At 34.1% G+C, this 23,990-nt stretch carries 22 protein-coding genes; 9 read left to right on the forward strand and 13 right to left on the reverse strand.

What is annotated here, in order from left to right; translation table 11 throughout:
* Positions 1-53 precede the first annotated feature (53 nt).
* The 5 genes from QNJ66_RS21720 to QNJ66_RS21740 all read right to left on the reverse strand — a co-directional run bounded on the left by QNJ66_RS21720 (position 54) and on the right by QNJ66_RS21740 (position 5,409).
* Positions 54-1,046: an aspartate carbamoyltransferase catalytic subunit gene (locus QNJ66_RS21720; protein ID WP_300510696.1), complete on the reverse strand. Its 993-nt coding sequence runs from the start codon at positions 1,044-1,046 to the stop codon at positions 54-56.
* A gap of 148 nt (positions 1,047-1,194) precedes the next feature.
* Entirely contained in the window at positions 1,195-2,733 is a 1,539-nt protein-coding gene (locus tag QNJ66_RS21725; protein WP_300510698.1) for an N-6 DNA methylase, read from the reverse strand.
* A 68-nt stretch (positions 2,734-2,801) separates the two neighbouring features.
* The gene (locus QNJ66_RS21730; protein WP_300510700.1) at positions 2,802-3,710 is read right to left on the reverse strand and encodes a DUF6515 family protein; all 909 of its coding nucleotides are present in this window, start codon (positions 3,708-3,710) and stop codon (positions 2,802-2,804) included.
* A 69-nt stretch (positions 3,711-3,779) separates the two neighbouring features.
* On the reverse strand, positions 3,780-4,547 hold the full coding sequence (locus tag QNJ66_RS21735; RefSeq protein WP_300510702.1) for a DUF2092 domain-containing protein: 768 nt from the start codon (positions 4,545-4,547) through the stop codon (positions 3,780-3,782).
* A 37-nt stretch (positions 4,548-4,584) separates the two neighbouring features.
* Positions 4,585-5,409 carry an AraC family transcriptional regulator gene (locus QNJ66_RS21740; RefSeq protein WP_300510704.1) on the reverse strand — a complete coding sequence of 275 codons (825 nt, stop codon included), beginning with the start codon at positions 5,407-5,409 and terminating at the stop codon, positions 4,585-4,587.
* A 145-nt stretch (positions 5,410-5,554) separates the two neighbouring features.
* Between QNJ66_RS21740 and QNJ66_RS21745 the strand changes: the two genes are divergently transcribed.
* The 5 genes from QNJ66_RS21745 (at position 5,555) to QNJ66_RS21765 (ending at position 9,810) form a co-directional block, all read left to right on the forward strand.
* A complete protein-coding gene (locus QNJ66_RS21745) occupies positions 5,555-6,184 on the forward strand; it encodes an NAD(P)-dependent oxidoreductase (RefSeq protein WP_300510706.1) in 630 nt (209 codons plus the stop codon).
* A gap of 47 nt (positions 6,185-6,231) precedes the next feature.
* Positions 6,232-6,732, forward strand: a complete 501-nt coding sequence (locus QNJ66_RS21750; protein ID WP_300510708.1) for a DUF1772 domain-containing protein — start codon at positions 6,232-6,234, stop codon at positions 6,730-6,732.
* A gap of 476 nt (positions 6,733-7,208) precedes the next feature.
* Positions 7,209-7,481 carry a helix-turn-helix transcriptional regulator gene (locus QNJ66_RS21755; protein ID WP_300510710.1) on the forward strand — a complete coding sequence of 91 codons (273 nt, stop codon included), beginning with the start codon at positions 7,209-7,211 and terminating at the stop codon, positions 7,479-7,481.
* Positions 7,462-8,019 (forward strand): biopolymer transporter, encoded by a 558-nt coding sequence (locus tag QNJ66_RS21760; RefSeq protein ID WP_300510755.1) that lies wholly within the window; start codon positions 7,462-7,464, stop codon positions 8,017-8,019. Before QNJ66_RS21755 ends, QNJ66_RS21760 begins: the two co-directional genes overlap by 20 nt.
* A gap of 3 nt (positions 8,020-8,022) precedes the next feature.
* Positions 8,023-9,810 (forward strand): mechanosensitive ion channel family protein, encoded by a 1,788-nt coding sequence (locus QNJ66_RS21765; protein ID WP_300510712.1) that lies wholly within the window; start codon positions 8,023-8,025, stop codon positions 9,808-9,810.
* Between the two features lie 108 nt (positions 9,811-9,918).
* Here the strand turns inward: QNJ66_RS21765 and QNJ66_RS21770 are convergent, their stop codons facing one another.
* From QNJ66_RS21770 to QNJ66_RS21785, 4 genes are all read right to left on the reverse strand, one after another.
* Positions 9,919-11,016, reverse strand: coding sequence for an AI-2E family transporter (locus QNJ66_RS21770; RefSeq protein WP_300510714.1), 1,098 nt, complete (start codon positions 11,014-11,016; stop codon positions 9,919-9,921).
* Between the two features lie 39 nt (positions 11,017-11,055).
* Positions 11,056-12,414 (reverse strand): OB-fold nucleic acid binding domain-containing protein, encoded by a 1,359-nt coding sequence (locus QNJ66_RS21775; protein ID WP_300510716.1) that lies wholly within the window; start codon positions 12,412-12,414, stop codon positions 11,056-11,058.
* Between the two features lie 175 nt (positions 12,415-12,589).
* Entirely contained in the window at positions 12,590-13,717 is a 1,128-nt protein-coding gene (locus QNJ66_RS21780) for a class I SAM-dependent RNA methyltransferase (protein WP_300510718.1), read from the reverse strand.
* A 202-nt stretch (positions 13,718-13,919) separates the two neighbouring features.
* On the reverse strand, positions 13,920-17,183 hold the full coding sequence (locus QNJ66_RS21785; RefSeq protein WP_300510720.1) for an NACHT domain-containing protein: 3,264 nt from the start codon (positions 17,181-17,183) through the stop codon (positions 13,920-13,922).
* Between the two features lie 308 nt (positions 17,184-17,491).
* Here QNJ66_RS21785 and QNJ66_RS21790 point away from each other — a divergent pair, with 308 nt between their 5' ends.
* The 4 genes from QNJ66_RS21790 to QNJ66_RS21805 all read left to right on the forward strand — a co-directional run bounded on the left by QNJ66_RS21790 (position 17,492) and on the right by QNJ66_RS21805 (position 20,287).
* Positions 17,492-17,620 (forward strand): hypothetical protein, encoded by a 129-nt coding sequence (locus QNJ66_RS21790; protein ID WP_300510756.1) that lies wholly within the window; start codon positions 17,492-17,494, stop codon positions 17,618-17,620.
* Positions 17,577-17,789, forward strand: coding sequence for a DUF1517 domain-containing protein (locus tag QNJ66_RS21795; RefSeq protein ID WP_300510722.1), 213 nt, complete (start codon positions 17,577-17,579; stop codon positions 17,787-17,789). Before QNJ66_RS21790 ends, QNJ66_RS21795 begins: the two co-directional genes overlap by 44 nt.
* Before the next feature lie 135 nt (positions 17,790-17,924).
* Positions 17,925-18,728, forward strand: coding sequence for an ADP-ribosylglycohydrolase family protein (locus QNJ66_RS21800; RefSeq protein WP_300510724.1), 804 nt, complete (start codon positions 17,925-17,927; stop codon positions 18,726-18,728).
* Positions 18,729-18,856: 128 nt separating this feature from the next.
* On the forward strand, positions 18,857-20,287 hold the full coding sequence (locus QNJ66_RS21805; protein ID WP_300510726.1) for a glycosyltransferase family 2 protein: 1,431 nt from the start codon (positions 18,857-18,859) through the stop codon (positions 20,285-20,287).
* A 216-nt stretch (positions 20,288-20,503) separates the two neighbouring features.
* On the opposite strand, the gene QNJ66_RS21810 is transcribed toward QNJ66_RS21805, so the two are convergent.
* From QNJ66_RS21810 to QNJ66_RS21825, 4 genes are all read right to left on the reverse strand, one after another.
* Complete coding sequence (locus QNJ66_RS21810) at positions 20,504-21,958, reverse strand: HAMP domain-containing sensor histidine kinase (protein ID WP_300510728.1); 1,455 nt, start codon at positions 21,956-21,958, stop codon at positions 20,504-20,506.
* 114 nt (positions 21,959-22,072) lie between these two features.
* Entirely contained in the window at positions 22,073-22,741 is a 669-nt protein-coding gene (locus QNJ66_RS21815; RefSeq protein ID WP_300510730.1) for an HAS-barrel domain-containing protein, read from the reverse strand.
* Between the two features lies 1 nt (position 22,742).
* Entirely contained in the window at positions 22,743-22,913 is a 171-nt protein-coding gene (locus tag QNJ66_RS21820; protein ID WP_007304908.1) for an NAD(P)H dehydrogenase subunit NdhS, read from the reverse strand.
* 203 nt (positions 22,914-23,116) lie between these two features.
* Entirely contained in the window at positions 23,117-23,962 is an 846-nt protein-coding gene (locus QNJ66_RS21825; RefSeq protein ID WP_300510735.1) for a hypothetical protein, read from the reverse strand.
* Between the last annotated feature and the right edge of the window lie 28 nt (positions 23,963-23,990).

Here is a 23,990-nt window from a genome sequence, read left to right on the forward strand (position 1 = left end):
ATAATTAATTAACTAATTAACTTGTCTCAGAAAATATGGCCACCTAACCCACCCTACAGACTCTTTTCAGAACTTGTTCCAATTAAAAATAATAAAGCCATTCTCACAGCAATACCGCTTGTAACTTGTTGTTGAATTAAACTAAAATTAGGATCATCCATTAATTCGGAACTAATTTCTACCCCACGGTTAACGGGTCCAGGATGCAATATTTTAACATCAGAATTACATAATTCTAAACGACTATGAGTAATACCATACTGTTGATTATATTCTCTTAAACTGGGTAATAAATAATTAGTCATTCTTTCCTTTTGCAAGCGCAAAGTCATTACAAAATCAGCCTTTTCTAAAGCAGGTTTAAGTTCCCAATGTAAATATAATTTACCCTCATGGGACTCATTTTGCATCCCTTTAAACCATTCAGGAACTAACGTCGGGGGCCCAACTAAATGGACATCAGCACCAGAAGCTGTTAAACTCCAAATATTAGAACGAGCTACCCTAGAATGTAAAATATCCCCAACAATAGCAATTTTCTTGCCCTTTAATAAAGATAATTTTGGGTTATCAAAATCTAATAAACAACACAAAGTAAATAAATCTAATAAACCTTGGGAGGGATGTTCGTGTTGTCCATCTCCTGCATTGAGAACACCAACCCCAGTTTGCAAACGATCCATTTCTTGTGCGATCGCATGGGGAACCCCTGCTTGTTTATGACGAATAACCATGAGGTTTGTTCCCATAGCGAGATAGGTTTTAGCTGTGTCTAAAATGGTCTCTCCCTTGGTCAAAGAGGAGGTTCCTGGGGCAAAATTCAAAATATCGGCTGAAAGACGTTTGGCCGCCAATTCAAAGCTGCTACGGGTACGGGTAGAAGGTTCAAAAAACATATTGGTTACTACCAACCCTTGAAGTGCAGGAACCTTTTTTGTGCGGCTAGATAACACTTCACGGAAACTAGAAGCCGTTTGTAATAGGGTATCATACTCATCAACAGTCCAATCCTTTAACCCTAAAACATGATGGCGAGTCCAAGTCATAAAATAATCCTAACAAGGTTTGTGTTTAAGTCAAACGAAGCAGATAACACTGATTCATTTTATCTTAACCAAGGGTATCAGTTTATTAGAATGTTTTGATAGTTTTGATGTTAGTTTAATTGAAAATGCTCGAAAATTTTAAAAGTTATTAGCGGTTAATAATATTTTTTATCAATTGGTTGCTCATCAAAATTGCTTTTTTTTCATCTATTGTAGCAACCTTGATGATTTCCCTTATTTCTTGTTGTTGAATAGAATTAAATTGCTCCATATTAGGACAATAACTATTATTTAAGTCTCTCGGTTCAAATTTATCTAAGTTATTTCCATAGCTTCTTTTATTCATTTTAATAATTTCTTGTCCGAGATCACTAATTAAATAAATAAACAATTTATCAATTAAATTATGTCCTAATATATTAGGATAAAAACCATGATAACAAGTAAAATTTATCGCTGTGGTAAAATTACGAATTACTTTAAGTCTTCCACGATTAAAAACACCGAATAAAATGGGTGCAGGTTCACGTTTTTCTAGTTTATACCAAGGGTTTCTACTTTTGGTTAAATATCTTTGATTATATCCTTTTTCTTCTCCTAATTTCAGATAATTTATAACTGTTTTGTCGTTACTTTTTTTAACATCTAAACAGTAAATATTTTTATCCTGTTTAATCAGTAATTCTAATTCATTATCGGTAAAAATAGCTTCTTTAATTAAATTACTTTTAGTGATACATAGACAGACATTTTTATCACTAATTTGTAACTGTTCAATTTTACTCTTATTCAAAGCAAAGAAATCATTAGCACCGGTGGCAATACCTCGCTTAAATGTACCATATTCTGATAATTTACAGAAACCTTCGGGAATTTTTTGTGGAGATACTAAAGATAAAATAATCGGTGTCCATTTTTGATTATGGGGTAATTGACTATTAGTTAATTTATGATGATAATAATTACTAATATTAGATATATCTTTTATTTCTTGAGTTGTCTTAATCTTAGTGATTTTGATGTCTTGTTTAAGTTGATTATTTTCACATAATAAAATACAAATAGTAGTAGTTGCATCAGGAAAAATATCTTTTTCGTTGTCAAAAATAATTATCTGTTTTAATAAATGTTGTTCAATCAGTGTTTTTTTTATTTCTTTTCCATATCCTGTATTAAAAAATTCAAAGGGAAGAATAAAAGCAAGTCTCCCATTATTATTAAGCTGTTGTAATGCTTTAATTAGAAAAATAGAAGCAATATTAGAGTAACCTACTAATTTTTTGCCGATTTGTTGTTCTATTTTTGGAAGTACGTTATGTCTATTAATAAATTTCTGAAACCGCAGATAAGGAGGATTACAAATAATAGCATCATAATAATTAATATCTGAGTCTAAATAATCTTGATTAAGAATATTTAGATTTTTTTTATTGCTAATATCATCTAAATAACTAAGAATATTCTCATCAATTTCATAAGCAGTCAAATGCCATTGATATTGTAAATTTATTTTGTTTATTTCTTTATAAAATACTCCTAAACCAAAAGCAGGATCTAGAATTTTTTTCGGTTTATTTTCTATCAACCATTTTGCCATAATAGAAGCAACTATAGATGGTGTAAAAAACTGTCCATAGTCTTTTCTATAACTAATAGAAGTGTTAGAAATATAATCAGATTCACGCATTTAATTAGGAGTAAAAATAAACTTAAAATAGGGTAAAGGAAACCCCATTAGTCTTATAGTTATGCAGTTTATGACGCAACTTTATAAACTAAATTACCACCATCATAAACAGGTTGATAACGAACACCTCCATATTGATAATAAGTTGTACCTCTAATAAGAGTTTTCTCATATCCATCAGGAATAAAAGGCACTACAGCACCCACAGGTGCTTGTACAACAACATAACCTCCCGAAGATGCTTGATAAAATGCCCCACCATAATAATAATAGTTTAAATTATTAACAGAAACAGGTATATAACCTTCCGGAAGAGTCGATATAACTACACCGATAGGAGCAGGAACTACTACATAAGAATTGCCTTGAGACTGCATATAAACCCCCTCATTATAATAATAGTCTTGGTTAGCAGAAGAAACAGCGATCGCAGTAGCAGGAATCGCTAATAAAGATACTCCTAAACCAACCCAGTATCTAGTATTTACCCAGTCATTCCAATCGTTCCAATAATCCCAGCGATCGTTACGCCAATCATTAACATCATCCCAGCGATCGTCCCTAAAATCTTGTCGATTATCAATATTTTCTTGACGGTTTTGTTGACGATTATCAATATTTTCTTGTCGATTTTGTTGACGATCATTAATATTACCTTGACGGGTTTCTCGACGCTCATCAAAGTTTCCTTGACGATCATTAATATTACCTTGACGATTTTCTTGACGATATCCGCGATCAAAGTCCCGGCCATCACGATTAATTTGACGGTTATTTTGACGATATCCACGATCAAAGTCCCGATATCCTTGTCGGCCACCACGATTAATCTGTCGACCACCACCACGAGTTCCACCCCTTCTAAATCCTCTGGCCTCTACTTCAATAAAATTGCTTGGCAGACAATAACTAAAAATTAATACAAAGGTAAAAATAACAGAAAAAAATGGTGATTTTTGGGGTATTAATTGTTTCATAATCTTGTTTACTAATTTAATACAATGAACTTTTATTTGAGAAATGATACTTAAATTATAGTTTGATTTTCAAGGTTGTATAATCAAAAAATCGATTTTGTCAGCATCATTTGCAGGTTGAAAAGAAAAGACGGGATCTTGTTCTGAAATGGGTTCAAAATTCCAATCAGATAATATAGCAGAATATTGAGGAGAAGAAGGATCTTGTTTATAGGTAATCACTAACTTTCTAGGAAGGGGTTTGTCTCCTTTTTCGATCCAAATTTGCCAATCAAGATTATCTTGAGTAAAAGCTAAATGATGTGAAATAACTCCATTAACTTGACTTTCTCCCACATAAATACCACTGTTTATCCTATTTTTTATGCTTTCTAAATCATTATCTGTGGCGATAATTTCTCCCAAGGGTAAAGTGATATTTAGTCTTTCTCCTATTCGCCTAACTAAAGCATTAATATTATCAACCTCGGAAGGATCTAAAAAGTTAGCATAAACATTATTAGTTAACCCCTCCATAGTAAAAGTTTTGCCATCAAAATAAAAGCGAATATGATTGCGATCGCCTTGATAATCAATATTAAGCTTATCGGGACGGCGTACTTTAACATTAACTATGGCACCAACTTGAATTTTTTGACCATTACTAAAAACCAAATCTTGAGCAACATCTGCTTTAAATTTTAAAGAGGATTGATCTTTAAGATAGTTAAGCATTTCTTGCAGAGTATTTTCTGCTTTAACTTCAATTAGTGGTGTTTCAGCTAAACTAGGAGTTAAATATAGTAAACCCATCAGAGAAACACTGATGCTTGTTGCCATTTTCTTAATTAATCCCATAGTTTTTATTCCTCCATTTTTTCAGTTTATATTGTATCTAATTTATGCGGTAAGCTTTTGGAGTCATACCAGTTACTTGTCTAAACTGTTTACTTAAATGACTGTGACTATTATATCCACAATTTAAAGCAATATCGAGAATAGATTGATTAGTTTCTTTTAATAATTGTTTAGCCCGTTCTATGCGTTGTTCGATCAAATATTGATAAGGAGATAAACCCAGAGACTGCTTAAATAAACGACTAAAATGAAATTGACTTATATCAAGCAATTTTGCTAAGTCTTCTAGTTTAAGATTTTGGTCAAGATGAGCATCAACATAATCAAAAACTTGCCTGAGTTGATAGGGTGATAAACCTCCTTGATAAACCGGTACAACTGGCTTAGTTGTGCCATGATGTCGCACTAGATTAACAGCTAAAATATTAGCTAAAGAATCTAGATAAAGTTGATTATTGGAAACTTCTTGTTGGCACTCTTCAAAAACCATCTTAGTTATCCCTTGAAGACGAGCATCATTAATCTGAAATTGGGGCATTAGTTGAAACAAGTTACTATCGACATTAATAGTTTCTTGAGCAATATTATCCAAAAACTCAGTCTTGATTTGAATCTGTAAACAATTTTCTTGACCCTTCCATCTAACAAATAAAGGGACATTAGCAGGAGTAATCAATATCTCCCCAGGACGATATAAACCGTTGTAGGTAACACCATCTTGAATCTGCAAATACTCAAGGGGACGCTGGGAGAGAGTGATAAACACGGTATGTCTATCCTCACAAAGATAGTTGCCTTCTCCAGGGGGGTTTTGCAGGTGTTCAACTCGGATGTTTTCCACTGTTGTCTCTGTTTTATTCACAGTTAACTTTTTAAGGTTTTTGCTAAATTATATGCACAAAATGAAAACTGACAGCAAGATTGTTCAAGTAAAGCAAGAATGAGATAGTTTCCTAACTGGAAAATTCCTAAGCTAAGAGTGTTGTTACGAAATGATAAATTAAATTATGAAACTCGTAGTATTTGGCGCAACTGGCAATATCGGTCAACAAGTGGTCAAACAGGCACTAGAACAAGGTCATGAGGTGACAGCTTTTGCTCGTAACCCCCTAAAACTCGATATTAAACACCCTAAACTCCAGCTATTTCAAGGAGATGTCATGGACAATGCAAGGGTAGAACAGGCACTACAAGGACAAGAAATAGTAGTTTGTACCTTGGGTTCTGGAAAAAATTTAAGTGGGAACGTGCGCTCAAAAGGAAGTGAAAATATTATTAAAGCTATGAAAAAATGTGGAATAAAACGCTTTATTTGTCAAAGCACTTTAGGAGTAGGTGAGAGTTGGGAAAATCTCAATTTTTACTGGAAATATATTATGTTTGGCTTCATTTTACGTAAGGTATTTGCAGACCATGAACGACAAGAAGATATGGTGCAAAATAGTGGTTTAGATTGGACAATTATTCGCCCCGGAGCTTTTATAGAAGGTGAACTTACAGGTCAATACCGTCACGGTTTTCCAGGAACAGATAAGACATCAAAACTAACAATTACTCATGCTGATGTAGCTGATTTCATCTTGAAACAATTTGCTGATGATTTCTATCTCTATCAAGCACCGAGTTTATCTTACTAAATTTATGAGCCAAATATTTGAAAAATAATTGATAAAAGGAGTGTTTCATGTCAACAGAAATAATTTTGCCAATTTCGTTAACTATAGCCACACTTTTCTGTTCTTTGGTCGCTGGATTTTTGTTTGCTTTTGTCTTAGTAGTCATGCCAGGAATACAACGTTTAAATGACGGAGAGTTTATTCGTGCTTTCCAAGTTATAGATGGTATTATTCAGAACAATCAACCAATTTTTGTCTTTGTTTGGGTTGGTTCGGTAATATTTTTAATAACTTCTGCCATCCTTGGTATTGGACAATTAAATGAATTTTTGCCTCTGCTGATTGCTGGTACGATTATTTACATTTTTGGTGTTCAATTACCTACTTTCACTATTAATGTCCCCTTAAATAATAAATTACAAACTTGGGATGTTATGGATATGAATGAAAGCACATTAAAAGCAGCACGTTTAAACTTTGAATACCGTTGGAATCGATGGAATGTAATCAGGACATTTTTTGCCTGTTTAACATCTACTTTGTTAATAATTCTACTACTAGAAATTTGAACCAAATTATCCCGAAAATAATTCACTTAAACGCAAATAAATTATAAATTGAGGTGTGAGGAAGGTTTAAAACCCTTCCTTTTCTTATCTGATAGCAATTTTCATTTGCATATAGAAATCAGGTTTCAGTTGTGAGAAAATGTTGAGCAGGGTTTAACACTGTTAAACCCCTACAAGAGTTATTTGTAGGGACATAATATTATTATGTCCTGAGCAATTCTCATAAATCATTACTGATTGCTATAGATTACAAACTCAAAGAAAAATACTCCCCACACTCCCCACACTCCCCGTCTCCCCGTCTCCCCATCTCCCCACACCTCCCAAACCGAAATATTGATACACCTAACGAAAAACTGCTATGAAGCGATCGCAATATCATAATTTGCGTTTTGCAAACTTATCTCCCCTAACGGTCAACTATCCACTACAATAGAGACAACAGATAAGTAAATGTACTAGCGCAACAAATACCTATGACCAGTGCCAAGTCTCAAAACCCTGTGTCTCTGTCTGGCCGAGAAATGCAAATTCTGGATCTCGTTTCAACTGGTTTGACCAATCTGCAAATTGCCCAGAAATTGGAGATTAGTAAGCGTACCGTTGATAATCACATCAGCAACATTTTGACCAAAACCAAAACAGACAATCGTGTAGAATTAGTTCGTTGGGGATTGCAATGGGGTAAAGTTTGCCTTGATGATGTCAATTGCTGCGTTCTTCCACCTGATGAAGAAGTTGCGTCCTAAAAGGTTCAAAGGTTACGTCAAGCTTTTAGGCAGTAGTCTTCTGATTAGTTTAGTGAGTTGTAGTGATTCTGGGTTTATTACCCCTCCAACTCAACCATTGGGAAACGTCTTAAATACTCGTTCTTCTGAACAACATCCGCGTTTTTCTTACGAGGGTAGATACTTGGTGTTTGCCTCTGATCGTCAAGGAAAGCGTAGCATTTGGCTGTACGATCAAATAAATGCCCGTTTGTTGCCCTTACCTGGGTTAAATCAACTTGGCAGCGTACAGGATCAACCCGATATTAGTGCAGACGGACGTTACATTGTTTATGTTTCCGAACAAGAGGGAAAACAAGATATTTTTGTTTACGATCGCCAAACGTCACGGGCTGATAACATTACAAAAAACATACTAGGAGAAGTGCGTCATCCCACCATTAGCGGTAATGGACGTTTAGTTGCTTTTGAGTCCAACCGTTCGGGACAATGGGATATCATTATCTATGATCGAGGTTTAAATGCACCCTTATCTTTGCCTTCCCAATTAAACAATTGACCTATGCTTAAATTATATTGGAAATATTTTAGGATAACCATTATTGGTCTCATAGTCTCTTTTTTAACGGTTATCATCGTCCCTAGTTTTCATTCATACACCCTTGCTTTTAACTATTTAAGTTATACCATAACGCCATCTTCATCAATTATTGTTGCTCAATCTTCAGAAAAAGATGAGGAAAAAACGGCGGAGGAAGAAGAAAAAAATGCCGAAGAAGTTGAAGAAGCTGATGTTTTAGTGGATGGAAAAGCTATTTTTACTATTAAAACTTTTTTAGGTGAACTTTCTCCAGAAGTTAGAGCAAAAACAGCAATGAGTAACCTGGAAGATGTAGCTCAAAATACGGCTATTAGTCCTGAAGAGATTAAGATCGTTAATGTTAAAGAATTAGGATTGATTCAAGGTGGTGACACTATTATAATAACCTTTGCAGAAGAAGATGCAGAAGCAGAAAATTTAACTTTTTTGGAATTTGTTAATGATCGTCTTGAAGATATAGAAACTGCTATTATTGACTATCGAAAAGCCCGAACTAAAACATCAATTTTTCAAGGAGTAATTAAAGCTATAATTGCTACAATTATCGCAATTTTTAGTTTGTATTTATTAAGAAAAGTTCTCCCTTCTTTGTTTGATCGTATGCGAGCTTGGCAAAGAGAAAGACTGGAATCAGTGGAATTTCAAGGACTACAATTTATATCGGGTCGCCAAGTTGCCCAGTTTATTTCTTTTCTGTTTACAGTTACTCGGATCTTTTTAGTTTTTCTAGTTTTCTATATCTATGTTCCCCTAGTTTTAAGTTATTTTCCTTGGACTCAACCCATTGGAATTAAGTTATTAACTAATTTTTGGGATACAATTAATTTAGTTATTAGTGGCATCCTTTCTTATTTACCGAATCTATTTATTATTGTAGTTATTGGAATGATTGCCTATTATTCTATTAGGTTTGCTCATATATTTTTTAATGCTATTGGAGACGAACGAATTCGTATTAATGGTTTTTATCCAGAGTGGGCAGAACCTACCTATAACCTGATAATGTTCTTTATTGTTGGATTAGCAGGGGTTCTAATTTTTCCTTATTTACCGGCATCTAATTCGGCTGGATTTCAAGGAATTTCTATTTTTGCTGGAGCTTTATTTACTTTAGGTTCAACCGCTATTGTTGGTAACATTGTTAGTGGAATTGTTCTTATTTATACACGCTCATTCCAAGTAGGAGACGTGATTACAGCTAATGATAAAACTGGTCGTGTGCTGGAAAAAAGTATGCTAACAACACGAATTATGACACCAGATAATGAGGTAATTACTATTCCTAATGCAACACTTCTTGCGAGTGATATTACTAATTATACTGCTTCGATTCGAGATCAAAAACGACCATTGGTTTTAAAAACAACGGTTACATTAGGTTATGATGTTCCTTGGAGAAAAGTACATGAAGTCCTCATCAATGCAGCTAAAGATAGCGAAGGAATCCTAGAAAATCCAGAACCTTTTGTCTTACAAACCAGTTTAGATGACTTTTATGTTGCCTATACTATAAAAGCGTTTACTAATATTCCCGAAAAAATGGCATTAACTTATTCAACACTGCATCAAAGTATTCAAGATAAATGTAATGAAGCAGATATTGAAATTCTCTCACCTCATTACTCAGCTATCAGAGACGGACATCAAATTACTATTCCTGAAAATTATCTTCCCTCCGATTATCAAGCACCAAGATTTCGGGTTGAATCTTTAGGAGGTGTTCCGAAGAAAAATAATCATAATCAATAAAAACTCTTATATAGCGTTTCTCGGACTCATGAGGTACACCTAACTCCTAACTCCTAACTCCTAACTCGTAAAACTAGAAAACTGTGTACCTCACAAGTATGGGAACTGCTATAATTCTATTTCTTTTGTCGATGAAAGTTGAGAAAAAGGATTATAAAAAAGACTGCCGGTTTGGGGTGGTAAGGTAGGGTCCCCGATAATTTCTGTTACCCCTTTAATTACTCCAGTTAAAGGGATAGCTAAAATTACCCCCAATAAACCACCAATTTTTGCTCCAAGTAACAAAGCAATAAAAATTATAACTGGAGGAAGTCCTGTTAAATTTCCCATAATTCGTGGGGCAATTAAATTATCTTTTATTTGTTGAATTATCACGGATATTATTAATACTTGTATAGCTAACCACCAATTAATAAAAATCAAAATAATGGTAACAGTTCCGATACCCAAAGTTGCCCCAATAAATGGCAATATTTCCATTACTCCAATGAACACAGCAAAAAGAAGAAAGAAGGGAATTCCTAATAGTCTAAAAGCAATAGTTAAACTCACTGCCATGAATAAACCTAAGATTAACTGACCTGTCAAAAATCGCTGTAAATTCTTTTCTAATGTGGTGGTTAAAACCCCACGTATTTGAGGAGAAAAAAAGCTAATTATTCCTTTCCAAAGTTTTTCACCGTCTAATAACATATAAAAAGAAACAACAATAACAACAATTAGGTCAATAAACCAGTTAAAAGTTCCCACCACTAAACCGAAGCTAGTGGAAGCAATTCCTTCTGTTTGTTCCTGTATTTTTGTTAATATTTGAGATGCTAAAAATTCAAGATTTATAGGAAAGTTTTTATCATCAATTAAACCTTGTAATGTTATTAATTGTTGTTGTCCTTGTTCTAGTAAAATTGGTAATTTTGTAATTAACTGTCTTGCTTGATTAACTACAGGAGGCAGCAAAGTAATTCCTAAAAAACTGATAATTAGAATCGCTCCTAAATAAACTAATATAGCAGCTAAAGAACGGGGTAAAATTGCTTTTAGACCGCGTACTGGATAGTTTAATAAAAAAGCAATTAACGAAGCAGTGAGAATCAAACTAATTAAACCACCAATATAAGTTAAGGTCTTGACTGTTAACCAACCTGTGACTAAAATGAGTAGCCAAGTAAAAAGAATTTTTTGAGGGCGAGAAAACCAAGCATTCATGAGTTATTTATGATTTTTGATAAGGTATAATAAACAAATTTATGATGATAAATTACTCACTAAGGGAGTAGGATAAGCATTAAAATTAGCTTTTTTGAGAGCTTCGACCACTGATTTATCATTGTTTACCCAGTAATCTTCACCTAAGCGAACTAACTGCCGATTTTCTCCATTACCAATGATAGCAATTACTGGAATTTTTGCCTGATTTTTGTTCCCAGAATATGTTTGCAGAATTCCTTTTAAATTATGATAAGAAACTTGATCAACTGCTTGTTCAATACTCAAGTTAACCATCAACATTTTTACTGTTTCTACTGGCTCAGCATCGTTAACAATTAGTTGAACTTTATCATCTCTATAATCAACTTTTCCCCAAACAATGAGGCGAGAATCTTCGGTTAAAATCTCTCGAATTTTTTTATAAGTTTCAGGAAAACAAACGCCTTCTACTTGTGCTGAACCGTCTTCTAAGACTAAAAAGGCCATTGGATCTCCTTTTTTTGTTGTGTATTGTTTGACTTCATTAACCATAATGACAGCACTAACTTTTGTGTGTTTTTTCTGTTCTGGGATTTCATTTAAGTTAATTGGTGATAATATCTTAGCTGCTTTTTTAACCGCCGTTAAAGGATGTTCTGAAACATAAAATCCTAAATGTTCTTTTTCTAATTTTAGTTTGTCTTGTAGGGAATAATCTTCCACAGATGATGCACTGGGAGCCTGTTTAAATTCATTATTTGATTCTGTTTTTTCTGTATTATCTGTATTCATTAAATCAAAAATATTTAGTTGTCCACTTTCTTTTTCTTTGGTTCTTTTTTGCGCCCAAGGTATTACTAATTCTAAATCATTAATCAATTGTTTACGGTTGGAATTAATTGCATCAAATGCTCCAGCATAAATTAAAGTTTCTAATGCTCTTTTATTCACTGAACGTAAGTCAACACGACAACAAAAATCTGCTAAAGATTCAAAGTTTCCTTCTGCTTCTTCCCGTGCTTTTAAAATATTCTCGATCGCACCTTCTCCTAAATTTCTAACTGCCGATAAACCAAAAAGAATTTGTTTATCTATGGGGGTAAAATCTTTCTCTGAGCGATTGATATCTGGTGGCAAAACATCAATACCCATTTTTTGACAGTTTTCCCGATATTTTTCTACTTTATCTTGACTATCACTACTAGCTGTTAACAAAGCAGTCATATATTCAACGGGATAATTAGCTTTTAAATAAGCAGTTTGATAGGTAACATAAGCATAAGCTGTGGAATGAGATTTATTGAAACAGTTAGAAGCAATTAAACCGTTAGCTAATAAAAAATTATGATCTTTTTCTACTCCAATATCGTAAACTTTTTCTGTGCTTAAAGAACGACGACTAATAATTTTAACCATAATGTTTTCTCCTAATGACCAAACATTGAACATTGAACATTGAACATTGAACATTTTGGTTTCAAGCCTCTCCCTTTAGGGAGAAAGAAGTTTGGGAGAGGTTTCAAGCCTACTTCCAAACGAATGATAAATGATAAATGTTAAATGATAAATGAAATTACACCTTAAGATTGACTTAATATAACTCGTATTTAAGCAAGGTACAGGGTAGAGTACCATTATACACAGGAATACGTCCTGATGTTCTTAAACCAATTTTTTTGGTTAGTTCTTTATTTCCACTTAAAATGTATGCTGTCCAACCCTTAAAACGCTGTTTAAATATATCTCCTAATAGTTTATATAATGCTCCTAATTCTTCAGACTTACCTAACCTTTTACCGTAGGGAGGATTACAAATTATAATGCCATTATCTGTGGGTGGTTCAAGATTTTCTAAAGCTACTTGTGTTAGTTTAAGATGGTGATTAACATCGCATTTTTTGGCGTTTATTGTTGCTTGTCTCACCATTTCCATGTTGCGATCGCTACCAAAAATTGGTGCATCTAATTGGTGTTTTTGTTGTTGTATTGCTTCATCTATTATTCCATCACATAAATCTGCATCAAAGTCTGACCACTGTTCAAAATTAAAACGATTTCTTGATAAACCTGGAGCAATATTTAAGCTTTTTGAGGCAGCTTCAATGGGTAAAATTCCTGAACCACACATAGGGTCTAAAAAGGGTATTTCTGGTGTCCAGTTTGCCATCTCTAATAGTGCAGCAGCTAAACTTTCTTTGAGGGGTGCAAGTCCCATTGCTGGCCGATATCCTCTTCTATGTAAACTGTCTCCAGAACTGTCTAAACTGAGTATACATTGATCATAATAAATATGAGCATTGATTAATATATCGGGGTTTTTGACATCAATATTTGAGCGTCTATTATAACGATCTCTTTGTTGGTCAACTATAGCATTTTTTATCTGTAAGGCAGTGAAATGACTATGGTTTAATTGGGAATTTTTACCCGTACAATTAATTGCAAAAGTTTGGTCAATTTGTAGATGTTCAGACCAATCTATTTTTTTAACATTCTTGTATAATTCTTCTGCATTTTTACTGTTAATGGTGTTAATAGGAACCAAAACACGGAAGATAATTCTTGACCAGATATTGACTTTATATAATAAGGCTTTATCTCCTTGGAAATAAACCCCTGTAAAGTCAGGTTTAACGTTATTTGCTCCTAAGTTTTCTAACTCTTTAGCAGCAATTTCTTCTAACCCTCTGGCAACCGTAGCAAAGTATTGATTATTCATTAATAATAGTAATTGTTTGGATTTGATTGTTAGATATAGTAGATTGAAATAGTTAATTTATTATATTAAATTTCAAGTAGTTCGAGAATCTTACTCGCTAGTTTTTTAGTTAGTAGCAATAGTCGTTTTTAATACAATACTAATTTTTTGTGGGCTTTTCATTCATTTTAGCATATTATTTTGATTCAATAATAAACTCTTTCTAATTATTTTGATTTTCATCTGTTTTCTGTCTAACCCGTATTTGTTCAATTAATATATAAAGTTCGTCTAAAAATTCACTTCCTAACTTAACTAATCGATATTTATCTTTACGAGTATATTCTTTTAACCAATTAGTAAAAACTTCTGACCCTGAATAAGTTTCTATCATTCTTCCTACTGGACTACGTTTTGAACGTTTAGAACCTTTAAATAGACTTATTAAAACTTTAACAATATTACTAGGCTTTTTAAAACTATTTTTGAAAAGTTTTTGTTTTTGTTTTTTACGTCTCATTCTTTCATGTACTTCTATATTTCGATTACGTTGTTGCTCTTGTAAGAATAATGAATTTTCTATTACCATAGCTAGTTCACTTAAAATTTTTTCTGTATTTTTATTTACGATAATAAGCTCACGTTCACGACTAATAGTTATTAGTTGCTTACTAAAGTCTTCAGTTCGATATGAATTGATTAATCTTAGCAATTCTTGAATATCTATAGTATTTGGGTATTTGTTTTGTTTTACCCATTTTCTCCACTGATTCCAGTCTCGTAACCATTTGGTTACAAATTGGTACAAAAATCTTAAATACAACAAGATAAAAAAAATCATAAAAGTAATACAAATACCGATTAATATTTTAGCCAAAATATTCTCGGTATTTTCAGTACTCCACCATATTAAATACAGTAATAATGTATAAAACACAAGTATTATATAACTCCAAACATTACCTACAATAGATTTACAAAATTTCAAGAATTTTCTCAGATTACAAAAAAAATAAAATAACGGAAAGAAAAGTAAAAAAAGCCACCACCACCATTCAGTAAACTTTCCTGTATTAGCAGCTAAAATGGCAAAAATGGACCATAGAAGAGGAAAAAGAAAGAAACGTACGTAAGGTGATATAATAAATCTGGGTGAAAAGAATACTCCTCCTGCTAATTTGTTGTTATAAACATTATTGGATGAGATCTCTAAGGAAGATAGCTGTAAACTGAAATAAGAAACAATTAGAAAGATAAAACCTAGAATGGTTAATTGTATTTTGTATGGAAAAGTATAGCAGATATAGAGTAAAAAAATAAGAACGAAAAAATGCAAAATAAGATCAATAGGTCTAATCCATCTTAAAAGTCTCAAACTATTAAGATACTGCTTTGAATTATCAAGTCGAGATAAATGTGCTTCAGTGGTAAAATATTCCTTATATAAACGCCCCGTAGAAAATAAATGTAACAATGTTGTACGAATACCAGCCGCAATATCATCAGGAGTTTTTCTTTTTCCTAGTCTAGCAGTCTGTCGATAAGCCACCTCTTTTAACCATTGACTATCACTCGCAAAAGCATCACGAAGTAACCAAACTAAAATAGGTTGAGAAGTAATCCCCGCAACTTCTAAACCCCATTTGCGATCCTGAAGTGTTCCTTTAACGGTTGCAGATAATAACAAACGTTCTGCTTGATCTTGAATATTATCCCCTAAATCTTCGAGACGACCTCTAAAACCATCTTGTAAAAGTCCCAATAAATGAATAACACCATCCGGCCAAGAAAATGTTTGAAGAGATGAATTTTTTTTCTGTTGTGACTCATCATTAACATATCCTTTCGGATCATCAATTAATTCTGAGACATTTCCTACCATCTCGGTCAAAATATTATCTGCTTCTGTCAAAATAGCGGTAAACTTTTCTGAAGGTTGAGTCTGAAAAATAACAACCGTTGTTTCTCTCCAACGACCATCTTTTAATAACTCTGGGGGACTAACGCGATCAGTCTCTTTAAGAACTACACAAGTCGCAAAATATTCCTGAAAACGACGATGAGAAAAGGTGAATTTTTTATCTTTTTCAATCGTTGCATCTTCAGAACGGGCTAATTTTAGATATACTAAAGCATCTAAAAGCTTATCAAAATGGCCGGGAACCCTAAACTTAGCATTCTCCATTCCCTGACGAATAGCGTCACGAGTGGGACTTAGACCTAAATTTTGATCTAGGGTCATACAAAAAGCAACCTGTTCTGCGATCGCCCTTATTTCAGTGGGTTCGAGATTAAAACGCTTTTTGAGACGTTCTTGGTCACGGTTTAATCGTTGTTGTAAGTAAATTTCAAATACACTATGAGTATTCTTAGGAAAAGGAATCCCATTTCGCATATTCTCACAGAGAATACTTAAAAACATGGGATTTTTAGTCATCTCTTGAATTTCTGGAGACGAATTTCTCCACTCGTTAATTAATTTCTTTTCAATAGAAGAATCAAGTTTTGTATTAGAAGAATCAAGTTTTGCGTTACGGATAAGTTCCAAACGGCGATTTTCTAGGGGTAAAATACTAAAGCGAGGCCATCTTAAATGTTTTGGACCACGAAACTTACGAGACGCTATAATACCCCGACATTGATTAAAACCTCCCAGAAAATTATCGATGGCTTCAGCGTAATTTCTGATAATTTCATCAGATTCAACAGAGCTTAATATCTCTGGCAATTCATCAAAAGAGTCAAATAAAAATAACCAAATTCCCTCCTGAATACCTCTCTTAAATTCATCATCCAAAAACCTTTCAATATAACTGTCATTAATTCGATTTAATTCTTGTTTAACAAAATTCTCAATCAAATTTCTATCAATAGGTTGAGAATCTCTTTCTAGTTTTTTTAAATTAATATAAAGAGGAATCAAACTTTTAACATTATTACTATATCTAGCACGTTCGGCTAAGTTTTCAGCAAGATGACGCAAAGCTACACTTTTCCCTGATCCGGGTTCTCCCTCAATCAAAATAAGTCTTTCAGTGCTAAATTTTAAAGCTTTAGAAAGGGATTTTTCACGGCGTAATCCTTTCTGATCTAATTGAACAAAAGGAATTAAATCCCATACTTTTCTTTTTCCTTCAGCTTCAATTTCGGCTTCTAATTCAGTAAAACGTTCATCTCTCCACTCTTCATCAAGATTTAAAGCATCAATCTCACGAACAATATGTTTAGCAAATATTTGTCTTTCCTCTCTTCGCTTTTGTTGTTTTTTATTATAAAATAACGGCAAAAATTCTTCTATCAATATTTTTTTTATTTTACTGACTACAAATAAAATTCCCCAAATACCTAATAAAACTAGCACAATTAGTAAAATGTAGTTAATTAGGTGAGATAACCATGTTGGTGCTTGTCCTTCAAAAAATATATTTGATATTAGCTCGTTCAACTGTTCAGCTATCTTGAACAAATCCAAGGGACCAATTTTCATATTAATTTTTACCTAGGTGTTTACTTAGATACTCGATATCTTGCTTAAAAACGTATAAGTATAAAAATAGATATCGGGTAATTAAGCATCTTTATTCCAGTTATATAATACCATAATATAGCTAATTTGTAATTTTAAAAGTATGGTCATTTTTAACAACTGATATAAAATTGCTAACTTTTGTTGAACTTACAGACAATTTTTGGGAACTCTTATAATAATAGACAAAAAGAAATGATAAATCATGCTACGAAAAACAACAAAATTATTCCTCACCACTATCTTAGCGATCGCCACTATAAACACTATTGAAACACACACAAATACCCAACACTTCTCATAGTTGGTTAACACCTCAACCAGAAGCGCAAGCAAGAAGCAGTGGGGGACGTAGTGGGGGAGGATCATTTAATAAGGGTTCCTCTAGTTCTATTTGAAAATATTAGAACACCAGATGACCTCAAACAAACTTTAAATAGTCTAGGTTCTATACCTTCTGATTATTTACTTAAATTTGAACTAATTTGGAGTCCACAAACAGAAAAGGATAGTTTAACTTATGATGAATTTATCCTTGAATATACTAATATGATGGAATTAATATAAGGGGTTGATAATGAACAATGAATAATGGATAATGATAAGAAAAATTTACACCAAGTCTTTAACAATAGGGTATAATTAGGAATAAACAAGATATTACTACAAACTTTATTGTTTTAGTTTCAAACAAAAAAATCTATGATTCAATCTCTCTTAAATAGTTTTCGAGGTATTTTATTAGGACCTGTTATTGCTAAGCAAATTATAGCTCAAAAGCAAACTGAATTAAATTGGGAAATAACTAATGAGAAAATTATCATAGATTTGATTCAAAAAGAAACAATATCTCCAGAAACTTGTCAAACAATTATCTCAAAAGATGAGGAAATTATTTCTGGAGAATTCATCTTAAAAATATTACCTTTAATCCTCTTTTTTCATGAAACAGAATATCTATTATCCGAACAGTTAGCAACAATATCAAAACATATAAATTTAACTGAAGAAGTAATCCAAGAAGTAGTATTATTTAGGCAAATCATTAACTTGATTTTGGAAAACAAAGAAAACTTATTACAAAATATCTGTAATCTATCCCAATCTCTAGAAAAAGTACAAAATTTGTTAAATAATCAAACACCATTAACAGAAATAAAGCGACAGTTTCGAGAAAAAAAAGTTTTAAATAGTAACTATTTATTATTATCTTTATATTGTTTTGCTCGAACTCCAGACAACTTTAAATTGAGTATTTTACAAGCATCTCAATTTAACCATCCCCTAATTCTTGGCATTACAGCAGCCCTATCTGGGGGTTATAACGGTTATTCTGGTATTAGTATACCTTGGCGTTTAACTATGAGTTTAGACAACGAAAATAACTTAAGAGAACAACAAATTACTCAATTATGGAAAAAATGGGTTGGTGTAGATGATCCCTTCAAGATAATTAGACCCGTAAAAAATCAGGTTATTAACCCAGTCAAGATCAATAACCGTTAATTCCTAGTAAAACAAGTCACATTTTTGGTTAGAATATGGAATAAACGATATTAACAAACACAGGGGATCAAAAATCATCCTCCCCCGCTCTTAGTAGAAAAAAACAAAATTAAACTAACCCTTGAATTATGGCAAAAAATTACTGGATAGATAAAGACGAACAAGACAACTTAGACCCCATCACTTCCCTCTTATCAGAATGGTCTGACCCAGAAGAGGAAGAAGAAGAGTTTAGAAGCGATTTTTTTCAGGGGTTATCAGGAAGACGCAAAAAAGCGGCCTTTGTCTTGATGGGAGTTTGGGGTATTGTGATGACTCTCCATGTAGTCGCTTGGGGAACAGCAATTATTATTGCTTTAACCACAGTTTTTACCTTACAAGCTTTTCGTCTTATTTTTGCTCAACCCGATCCCATTCCCGAACCCTTATCCGGGGAAAGTTTACAACAGGCCCCTTCCGTTTCCTTATTAGTGGCAGCTAAAAACGAAGAAGCGGTTATCGGCAAATTAGTACAGCAATTGTGCAATCTAGACTATCCTAGGGAAAAATACGATTTGTGGATTGTTGACGATCATAGTACGGATCAAACCCCTGAAATACTCGATCGCTTGAGCAAAGACTATCCCCAACTCAATGTTATTCATCGTGGGGCCGGGGCCCAAGGGGGTAAGTCTGGGGCCCTAAATGGTGTCTTTCCCCAAACCAAAGGAGACATTATCGCTGTCTTTGATGCAGATGCAAAAGTAACACCAGACCTATTAAAACGGGTAGTTCCCCTATTTAATCAAGAAAACATTGGGGCCGTTCAAGTGAGAAAACAGATCGCCAATGAACCCCTCAACTTCTGGACGAAAGGACAAGCAGCAGAAATGGCGTTAGACAGCTTTTTTCAACAAAAACGCATAGCCCTCGGTGGTATTGGCGAATTACGAGGTAACGGTCAATTTGTGCGCCGTACAGCCTTAATTAACTGCGGGGGATGGAACGAACAAACAATCACCGATGATCTAGATTTAACCATGCGTTTACACTTGGATGATTGGAAAATTGGCTTTTTAAACCATCCGGCGGTTCAAGAAGAAGGAGTGACCACTGCTAAAGCATTATGGCACCAAAGAAACCGTTGGGCCGAAGGTGGTTATCAACGCTATTTAGATTATTGGCGGTTTATTTTTAATCAACCTATGGGGTTAGGGAAAAAATTTGACCTGATCTCCTTTATTTTGATGCAATATCTTCTCCCTAGCGCAGCTATTCCCGATCTAATGATGGTGGTTACTCGTCATCGTTTACCTGTATTGGGGCCATTGACTGGGTTAATGTTATCCCTTTCTTTTTGGGGAATGTTCACAGGGTTACGTCGGATCAAAAATCAAGAGACGTTTCAGTTTATGGATATCTTTGGTTTGGGGTGGCAAACTTTACGAGGAATGGTGTATATGATGCACTGGTTAATTATTATGCCCTGTGTCACTGCGCGGATGTCCTTTCGTCCCAAACGCTTAAAATGGGTGAAAACTGTTCATGAAGGAACCCCAGAAGAAAGTTATCAAGTTTAGGCTGAGCAATAAGGATGCGATCGCATCCCTATTTTAAAACACACATTGACGTAGGGGTCAAGAACCGTTGACCCCTAAGCTGTTAAGCATCTAAATTACTATACTAGACAGACGGGGAGACGGGGGGAAAGGGAGACGGGGAGAGGGGAAAGCTAATTTGTTGCTTAACCTCATGATGTGCGGTTTAAATGCACAACAGCTTACAATAAAGATTTTCTAATTTAACGGTAAGAAAATAGTAAAAATCTCACCTTGTTGCGATCGCTGACGAACAATTAATTTACCCCCTAAACGGTTAAATAAGTTTTTTGTCACATCTAAATTTAAACTAACACTGCCGGTTTCTGGTTGTAATAATAATAGTTGTCCTAAAGCTTTGAAAGGGTTATGTTTTCGGTGAGATTCTGTTTCAAATTGTAGTTTTAATTGATGACCTGCTGTTGTTACTTGTACCTTAATTTCTCCACCACCTGCAAGACTACGGGTACATTTTTCCATCAACCCCGTTAACACTTGATCTAACATTCCTGCATCACTGACCACTTGCGGTAATTTTTTAGGAAGTCCGATTTCTAAATCAACGTTTCGTCTTTGTGCTTGTCTTTTCCAACGGGGAATAGACTGACGAAATAGACTATCTAACGGTGTTTTAACCAATTCTATAGAACAATCTTGATAACTTTTACTTTTCAATTCTGTTGCCCGAAAAATCAACTCCATGCGGTTAATTTGTTCACTACATTCTTGATCAATATTTTCTAATAAGCGTCTCATTTTTTGCTCTAAGTCCTTATTCCTCAACAGTAAGCGAGTCATGGTACGAATACTGGTTAAAGGCGTACGAATTTCGTGACTTAAGGCTTGCAGTAAAGCAACATCGGTGGTTTCTTCAACCTTAGAACCCTTTACTGGTTTCTGTTGACGTGAATGGGATTGATGATGGTTTTTTTCTAAGTCTTGAAGATAAGAATTTTTGCCGCTAATAATAGGGGGAATTTGCGGAAAATAATTAAGTAATAAGCGAGTAAACTCTGTAACCACTTCATAGCTAGGAGTTACAGGTGTAAATTGTTTAACTAATTGATCTAAATAAGCAAGTTGGGGATGGCTAACTAATTTGAGACGCGATCGCAAACTTAACCACCCTTGAGTAACCACCTGGGGAGCAAAAGAAAATTGAAAAGCCGGCAGTCCTAAGCTATCTTCCCCTAGTACCATCAACAAAGGAAATTTCGGGGTTAAAACAAGGCAAAATTGCTCTGTTGCCAGGGGATCTTGGGGAAAAATTGGCAATTCGGTTAAATTGGAAGTATTCCTATCCTCAGCGTCCTCAGATACCCCAGGAAGTTGAAATTGTTGATAACTATGATGAGGATGTTGTAGGGTAAAAATCCCTGTGTGCAGTGTTTTCGTTAGATGGGGATGGCATAAAATAGGGGTTGGGGCAGATATAATCAGTCCTTGAGGAGTTTTCTTTGGAGTGCCTTCTCCGTCTGATAATAAGAGGGTTTCTAGAGAGGCGATCGCACTAACCCATTGTCCTTGAGCTTTCAGTCGTTGTTGCTCAACTTCTGTCTGGGTAGGTTGAGGGGGAGAGGGTATCAAGTTGACCCCTCGATCGCGGTTGAGAATATCGCTTAATTTTTCTGATAACGCCTCGGAAACCATCATAAATCTTTCTCAGTCTGCCACTGACTTCTAACTTCTTTGATGATAAACTGATTAACTCATTTAAAACAGTGGTGGAACCGAACCGAAAAAGTGGCAATTTCCTGCTAGGCTTTTTTACAAAGTAACTTGACTGAGAATGTATTGTAGGCGATCGTAATCATCTCGTAATAAAATGCTGAGGGTTCTTCCCACTTTTACTAACCAATCTTTATCACCTTTTCTCAAGAGATAAATATCTCGAATAGCAGCGGCCATTAGAGCATCTACTGGTGCATCTCTAACCTGTAATAAGATACGTAAAAATTCAACTTGCTCACTAAAATTCAGAATTTCTGCCGCTTCACAACGATAAACTCCTTGATGAATTTGAGGGGGACGGGGAGGCAAGTATTGATAAACTTTACCTAAGTTATGACCATTGCCATTTGCTGCATTTTGATAAGTTTCAAAGCCAACAATAGTGGCTTTAAATTCTGTTTTCAACATAGCAAAAATTTGGGGTTGTTGTTCTCTTAACTCGCTTAAGGACAACCCTAATGCTCTGGCACGATGTACAGAATCAATGGGAGTAGTGGTAGCATAGGTGACAACAGCTATTATTTTATTACCTGATTCTTCATCTAAAGATTTCAGCCAACTGCCAAAGGGTGGCATCACCGGAAAACTTAGGTCTTCTGGTTCCAAACATTGGGCTAAAAATTGCGTGCTTGATGTTTCTATAACCTCGGCAATATGATCAGGGTGATGATCATCCGTGGCAAACTGAGGTAAAGGCAGTCTCATACTAAACAGGTTCGATTTCAGAAAGTTGAAAAGTAATTAATTTATCCCAGTTACCTCCTTCAAATAAGACAGCGGCCTTGCCATCACTGACTCGTTGTACTAAGCCTTCAAACTTATAATAGGTATCATTAGGGTTTGTTACTTTAACAGTGGTTCCTGGTAAAATTAGCATAATTTTTTGTAAGTATATACTGGGTTAAGTATAGCATATTATTTCTGTTGAATTCACCATTAATAATAAGCTTACTATTATTCCCTATTCCTAGATACCTGAGTTCTATATAAGTAAATTGATAGATAACTTGTCAAAATCGGAAATTTCAAACATTGATTATTTCCTTAACAAAGTTGCAACCCCGAACTCCTAACTCAGGTTTAGATGTGCAACCAAGGAAGCAGTTGACGAGTAGTGGATCTGAACTTATACTTTAGTTGTTCACTGAAACTATTATAGTCCTTACCTCCATATTTTTTTCCTCCTGAATGACCAGAAACTCCGCAAAATTTTGGCTCATTTTTAAATCTTTTGATAATCTTTGCTTCTTTTTCTAGTGAGTGGATTATCCGATAATATTCAGGTTCGATGAAAAATCCCTTATTAGGATGTTTTTCAATAAACTGTAAATGTAAAGACTCAATGTACTTGCTATAAAATTTCCAGCTAAATGCAATAAATCTGGTATCACAAAAAGGAGTAATATTATTTTGTTTAGATAAAGCATTTTTAAATTTATAACCTTGATCTTTATAATCGCAAATACAGTCAAAATTAGCAGGACAGGTTTCTAAAATTTGGGTAATATTCTCAAGATAAATGCGCCCTGTTAATTTCCCAAAGTGAGTTACAGTTTGAATTAGCTTTGATTCTTTTAAGCCTTCTTGAATCAGCAAACATTCTCCAAATCCTTTTCCTTTAAAACCGTAACTGAGGTTATTATTGAGAGAAATAAAATCCACTTGCTTTTGATAGGGATTATTTTTAGTTGCTTGTTCTAAAGCATTTAAGGAACTTCCAGAATTTTCAATAAAAATAATTTTTTTTAGTCTGGGATGATTATGGAGATAATAATTTAAAGTATTCAAGTATTGCTGTTCTCTCACTGATTTCTCAGCAGGATAGACTCTTGGTAAATTATCCACACAGATGGTAGCTGTTAAAATCAAGGCAAAGTTGTTTTCTATATCTAATGGTTCATTAGCTTTTGAAGTAGAGTCTAACATTTTTACATCTCAGGATTTAATGGAAAAT

This window comes from Crocosphaera sp. (assembly GCF_030064895.1).
Taxonomy (GTDB): Bacteria; Cyanobacteriota; Cyanobacteriia; order Cyanobacteriales; family Microcystaceae; genus Crocosphaera.

Excerpts from the sequence above, each read along its gene's own strand:
- QNJ66_RS21720 (WP_300510696.1), bottom strand. The coding sequence starts at position 1,046 with ATGACTTGGACTCGCCATCATGTTTTAGGGTTAAAGGATTGGACTGTT.
- QNJ66_RS21725 (WP_300510698.1), bottom strand. The coding sequence starts at position 2,733 with ATGCGTGAATCTGATTATATTTCTAACACTTCTATTAGTTATAGAAAA.
- QNJ66_RS21730 (WP_300510700.1), bottom strand. The coding sequence starts at position 3,710 with ATGAAACAATTAATACCCCAAAAATCACCATTTTTTTCTGTTATTTTT.
- QNJ66_RS21735 (WP_300510702.1), bottom strand. The coding sequence starts at position 4,547 with ATGGGATTAATTAAGAAAATGGCAACAAGCATCAGTGTTTCTCTGATG.
- QNJ66_RS21745 (WP_300510706.1), top strand. The coding sequence starts at position 5,555 with ATGAAACTCGTAGTATTTGGCGCAACTGGCAATATCGGTCAACAAGTG.
- QNJ66_RS21750 (WP_300510708.1), top strand. The coding sequence starts at position 6,232 with ATGTCAACAGAAATAATTTTGCCAATTTCGTTAACTATAGCCACACTT.
- QNJ66_RS21755 (WP_300510710.1), top strand. The coding sequence starts at position 7,209 with ATGACCAGTGCCAAGTCTCAAAACCCTGTGTCTCTGTCTGGCCGAGAA.
- QNJ66_RS21760 (WP_300510755.1), top strand. The coding sequence starts at position 7,462 with ATGAAGAAGTTGCGTCCTAAAAGGTTCAAAGGTTACGTCAAGCTTTTA.
- QNJ66_RS21765 (WP_300510712.1), top strand. The coding sequence starts at position 8,023 with ATGCTTAAATTATATTGGAAATATTTTAGGATAACCATTATTGGTCTC.
- QNJ66_RS21770 (WP_300510714.1), bottom strand. The coding sequence starts at position 11,016 with ATGAATGCTTGGTTTTCTCGCCCTCAAAAAATTCTTTTTACTTGGCTA.
- QNJ66_RS21775 (WP_300510716.1), bottom strand. The coding sequence starts at position 12,414 with ATGGTTAAAATTATTAGTCGTCGTTCTTTAAGCACAGAAAAAGTTTAC.
- QNJ66_RS21780 (WP_300510718.1), bottom strand. The coding sequence starts at position 13,717 with ATGAATAATCAATACTTTGCTACGGTTGCCAGAGGGTTAGAAGAAATT.
- QNJ66_RS21785 (WP_300510720.1), bottom strand. The coding sequence starts at position 17,183 with ATGAAAATTGGTCCCTTGGATTTGTTCAAGATAGCTGAACAGTTGAAC.
- QNJ66_RS21800 (WP_300510724.1), top strand. The coding sequence starts at position 17,925 with ATGATTCAATCTCTCTTAAATAGTTTTCGAGGTATTTTATTAGGACCT.
- QNJ66_RS21805 (WP_300510726.1), top strand. The coding sequence starts at position 18,857 with ATGGCAAAAAATTACTGGATAGATAAAGACGAACAAGACAACTTAGAC.
- QNJ66_RS21810 (WP_300510728.1), bottom strand. The coding sequence starts at position 21,958 with ATGATGGTTTCCGAGGCGTTATCAGAAAAATTAAGCGATATTCTCAAC.
- QNJ66_RS21815 (WP_300510730.1), bottom strand. The coding sequence starts at position 22,741 with ATGAGACTGCCTTTACCTCAGTTTGCCACGGATGATCATCACCCTGAT.
- QNJ66_RS21820 (WP_007304908.1), bottom strand. The coding sequence starts at position 22,913 with ATGCTAATTTTACCAGGAACCACTGTTAAAGTAACAAACCCTAATGAT.
- QNJ66_RS21825 (WP_300510735.1), bottom strand. The coding sequence starts at position 23,962 with ATGTTAGACTCTACTTCAAAAGCTAATGAACCATTAGATATAGAAAAC.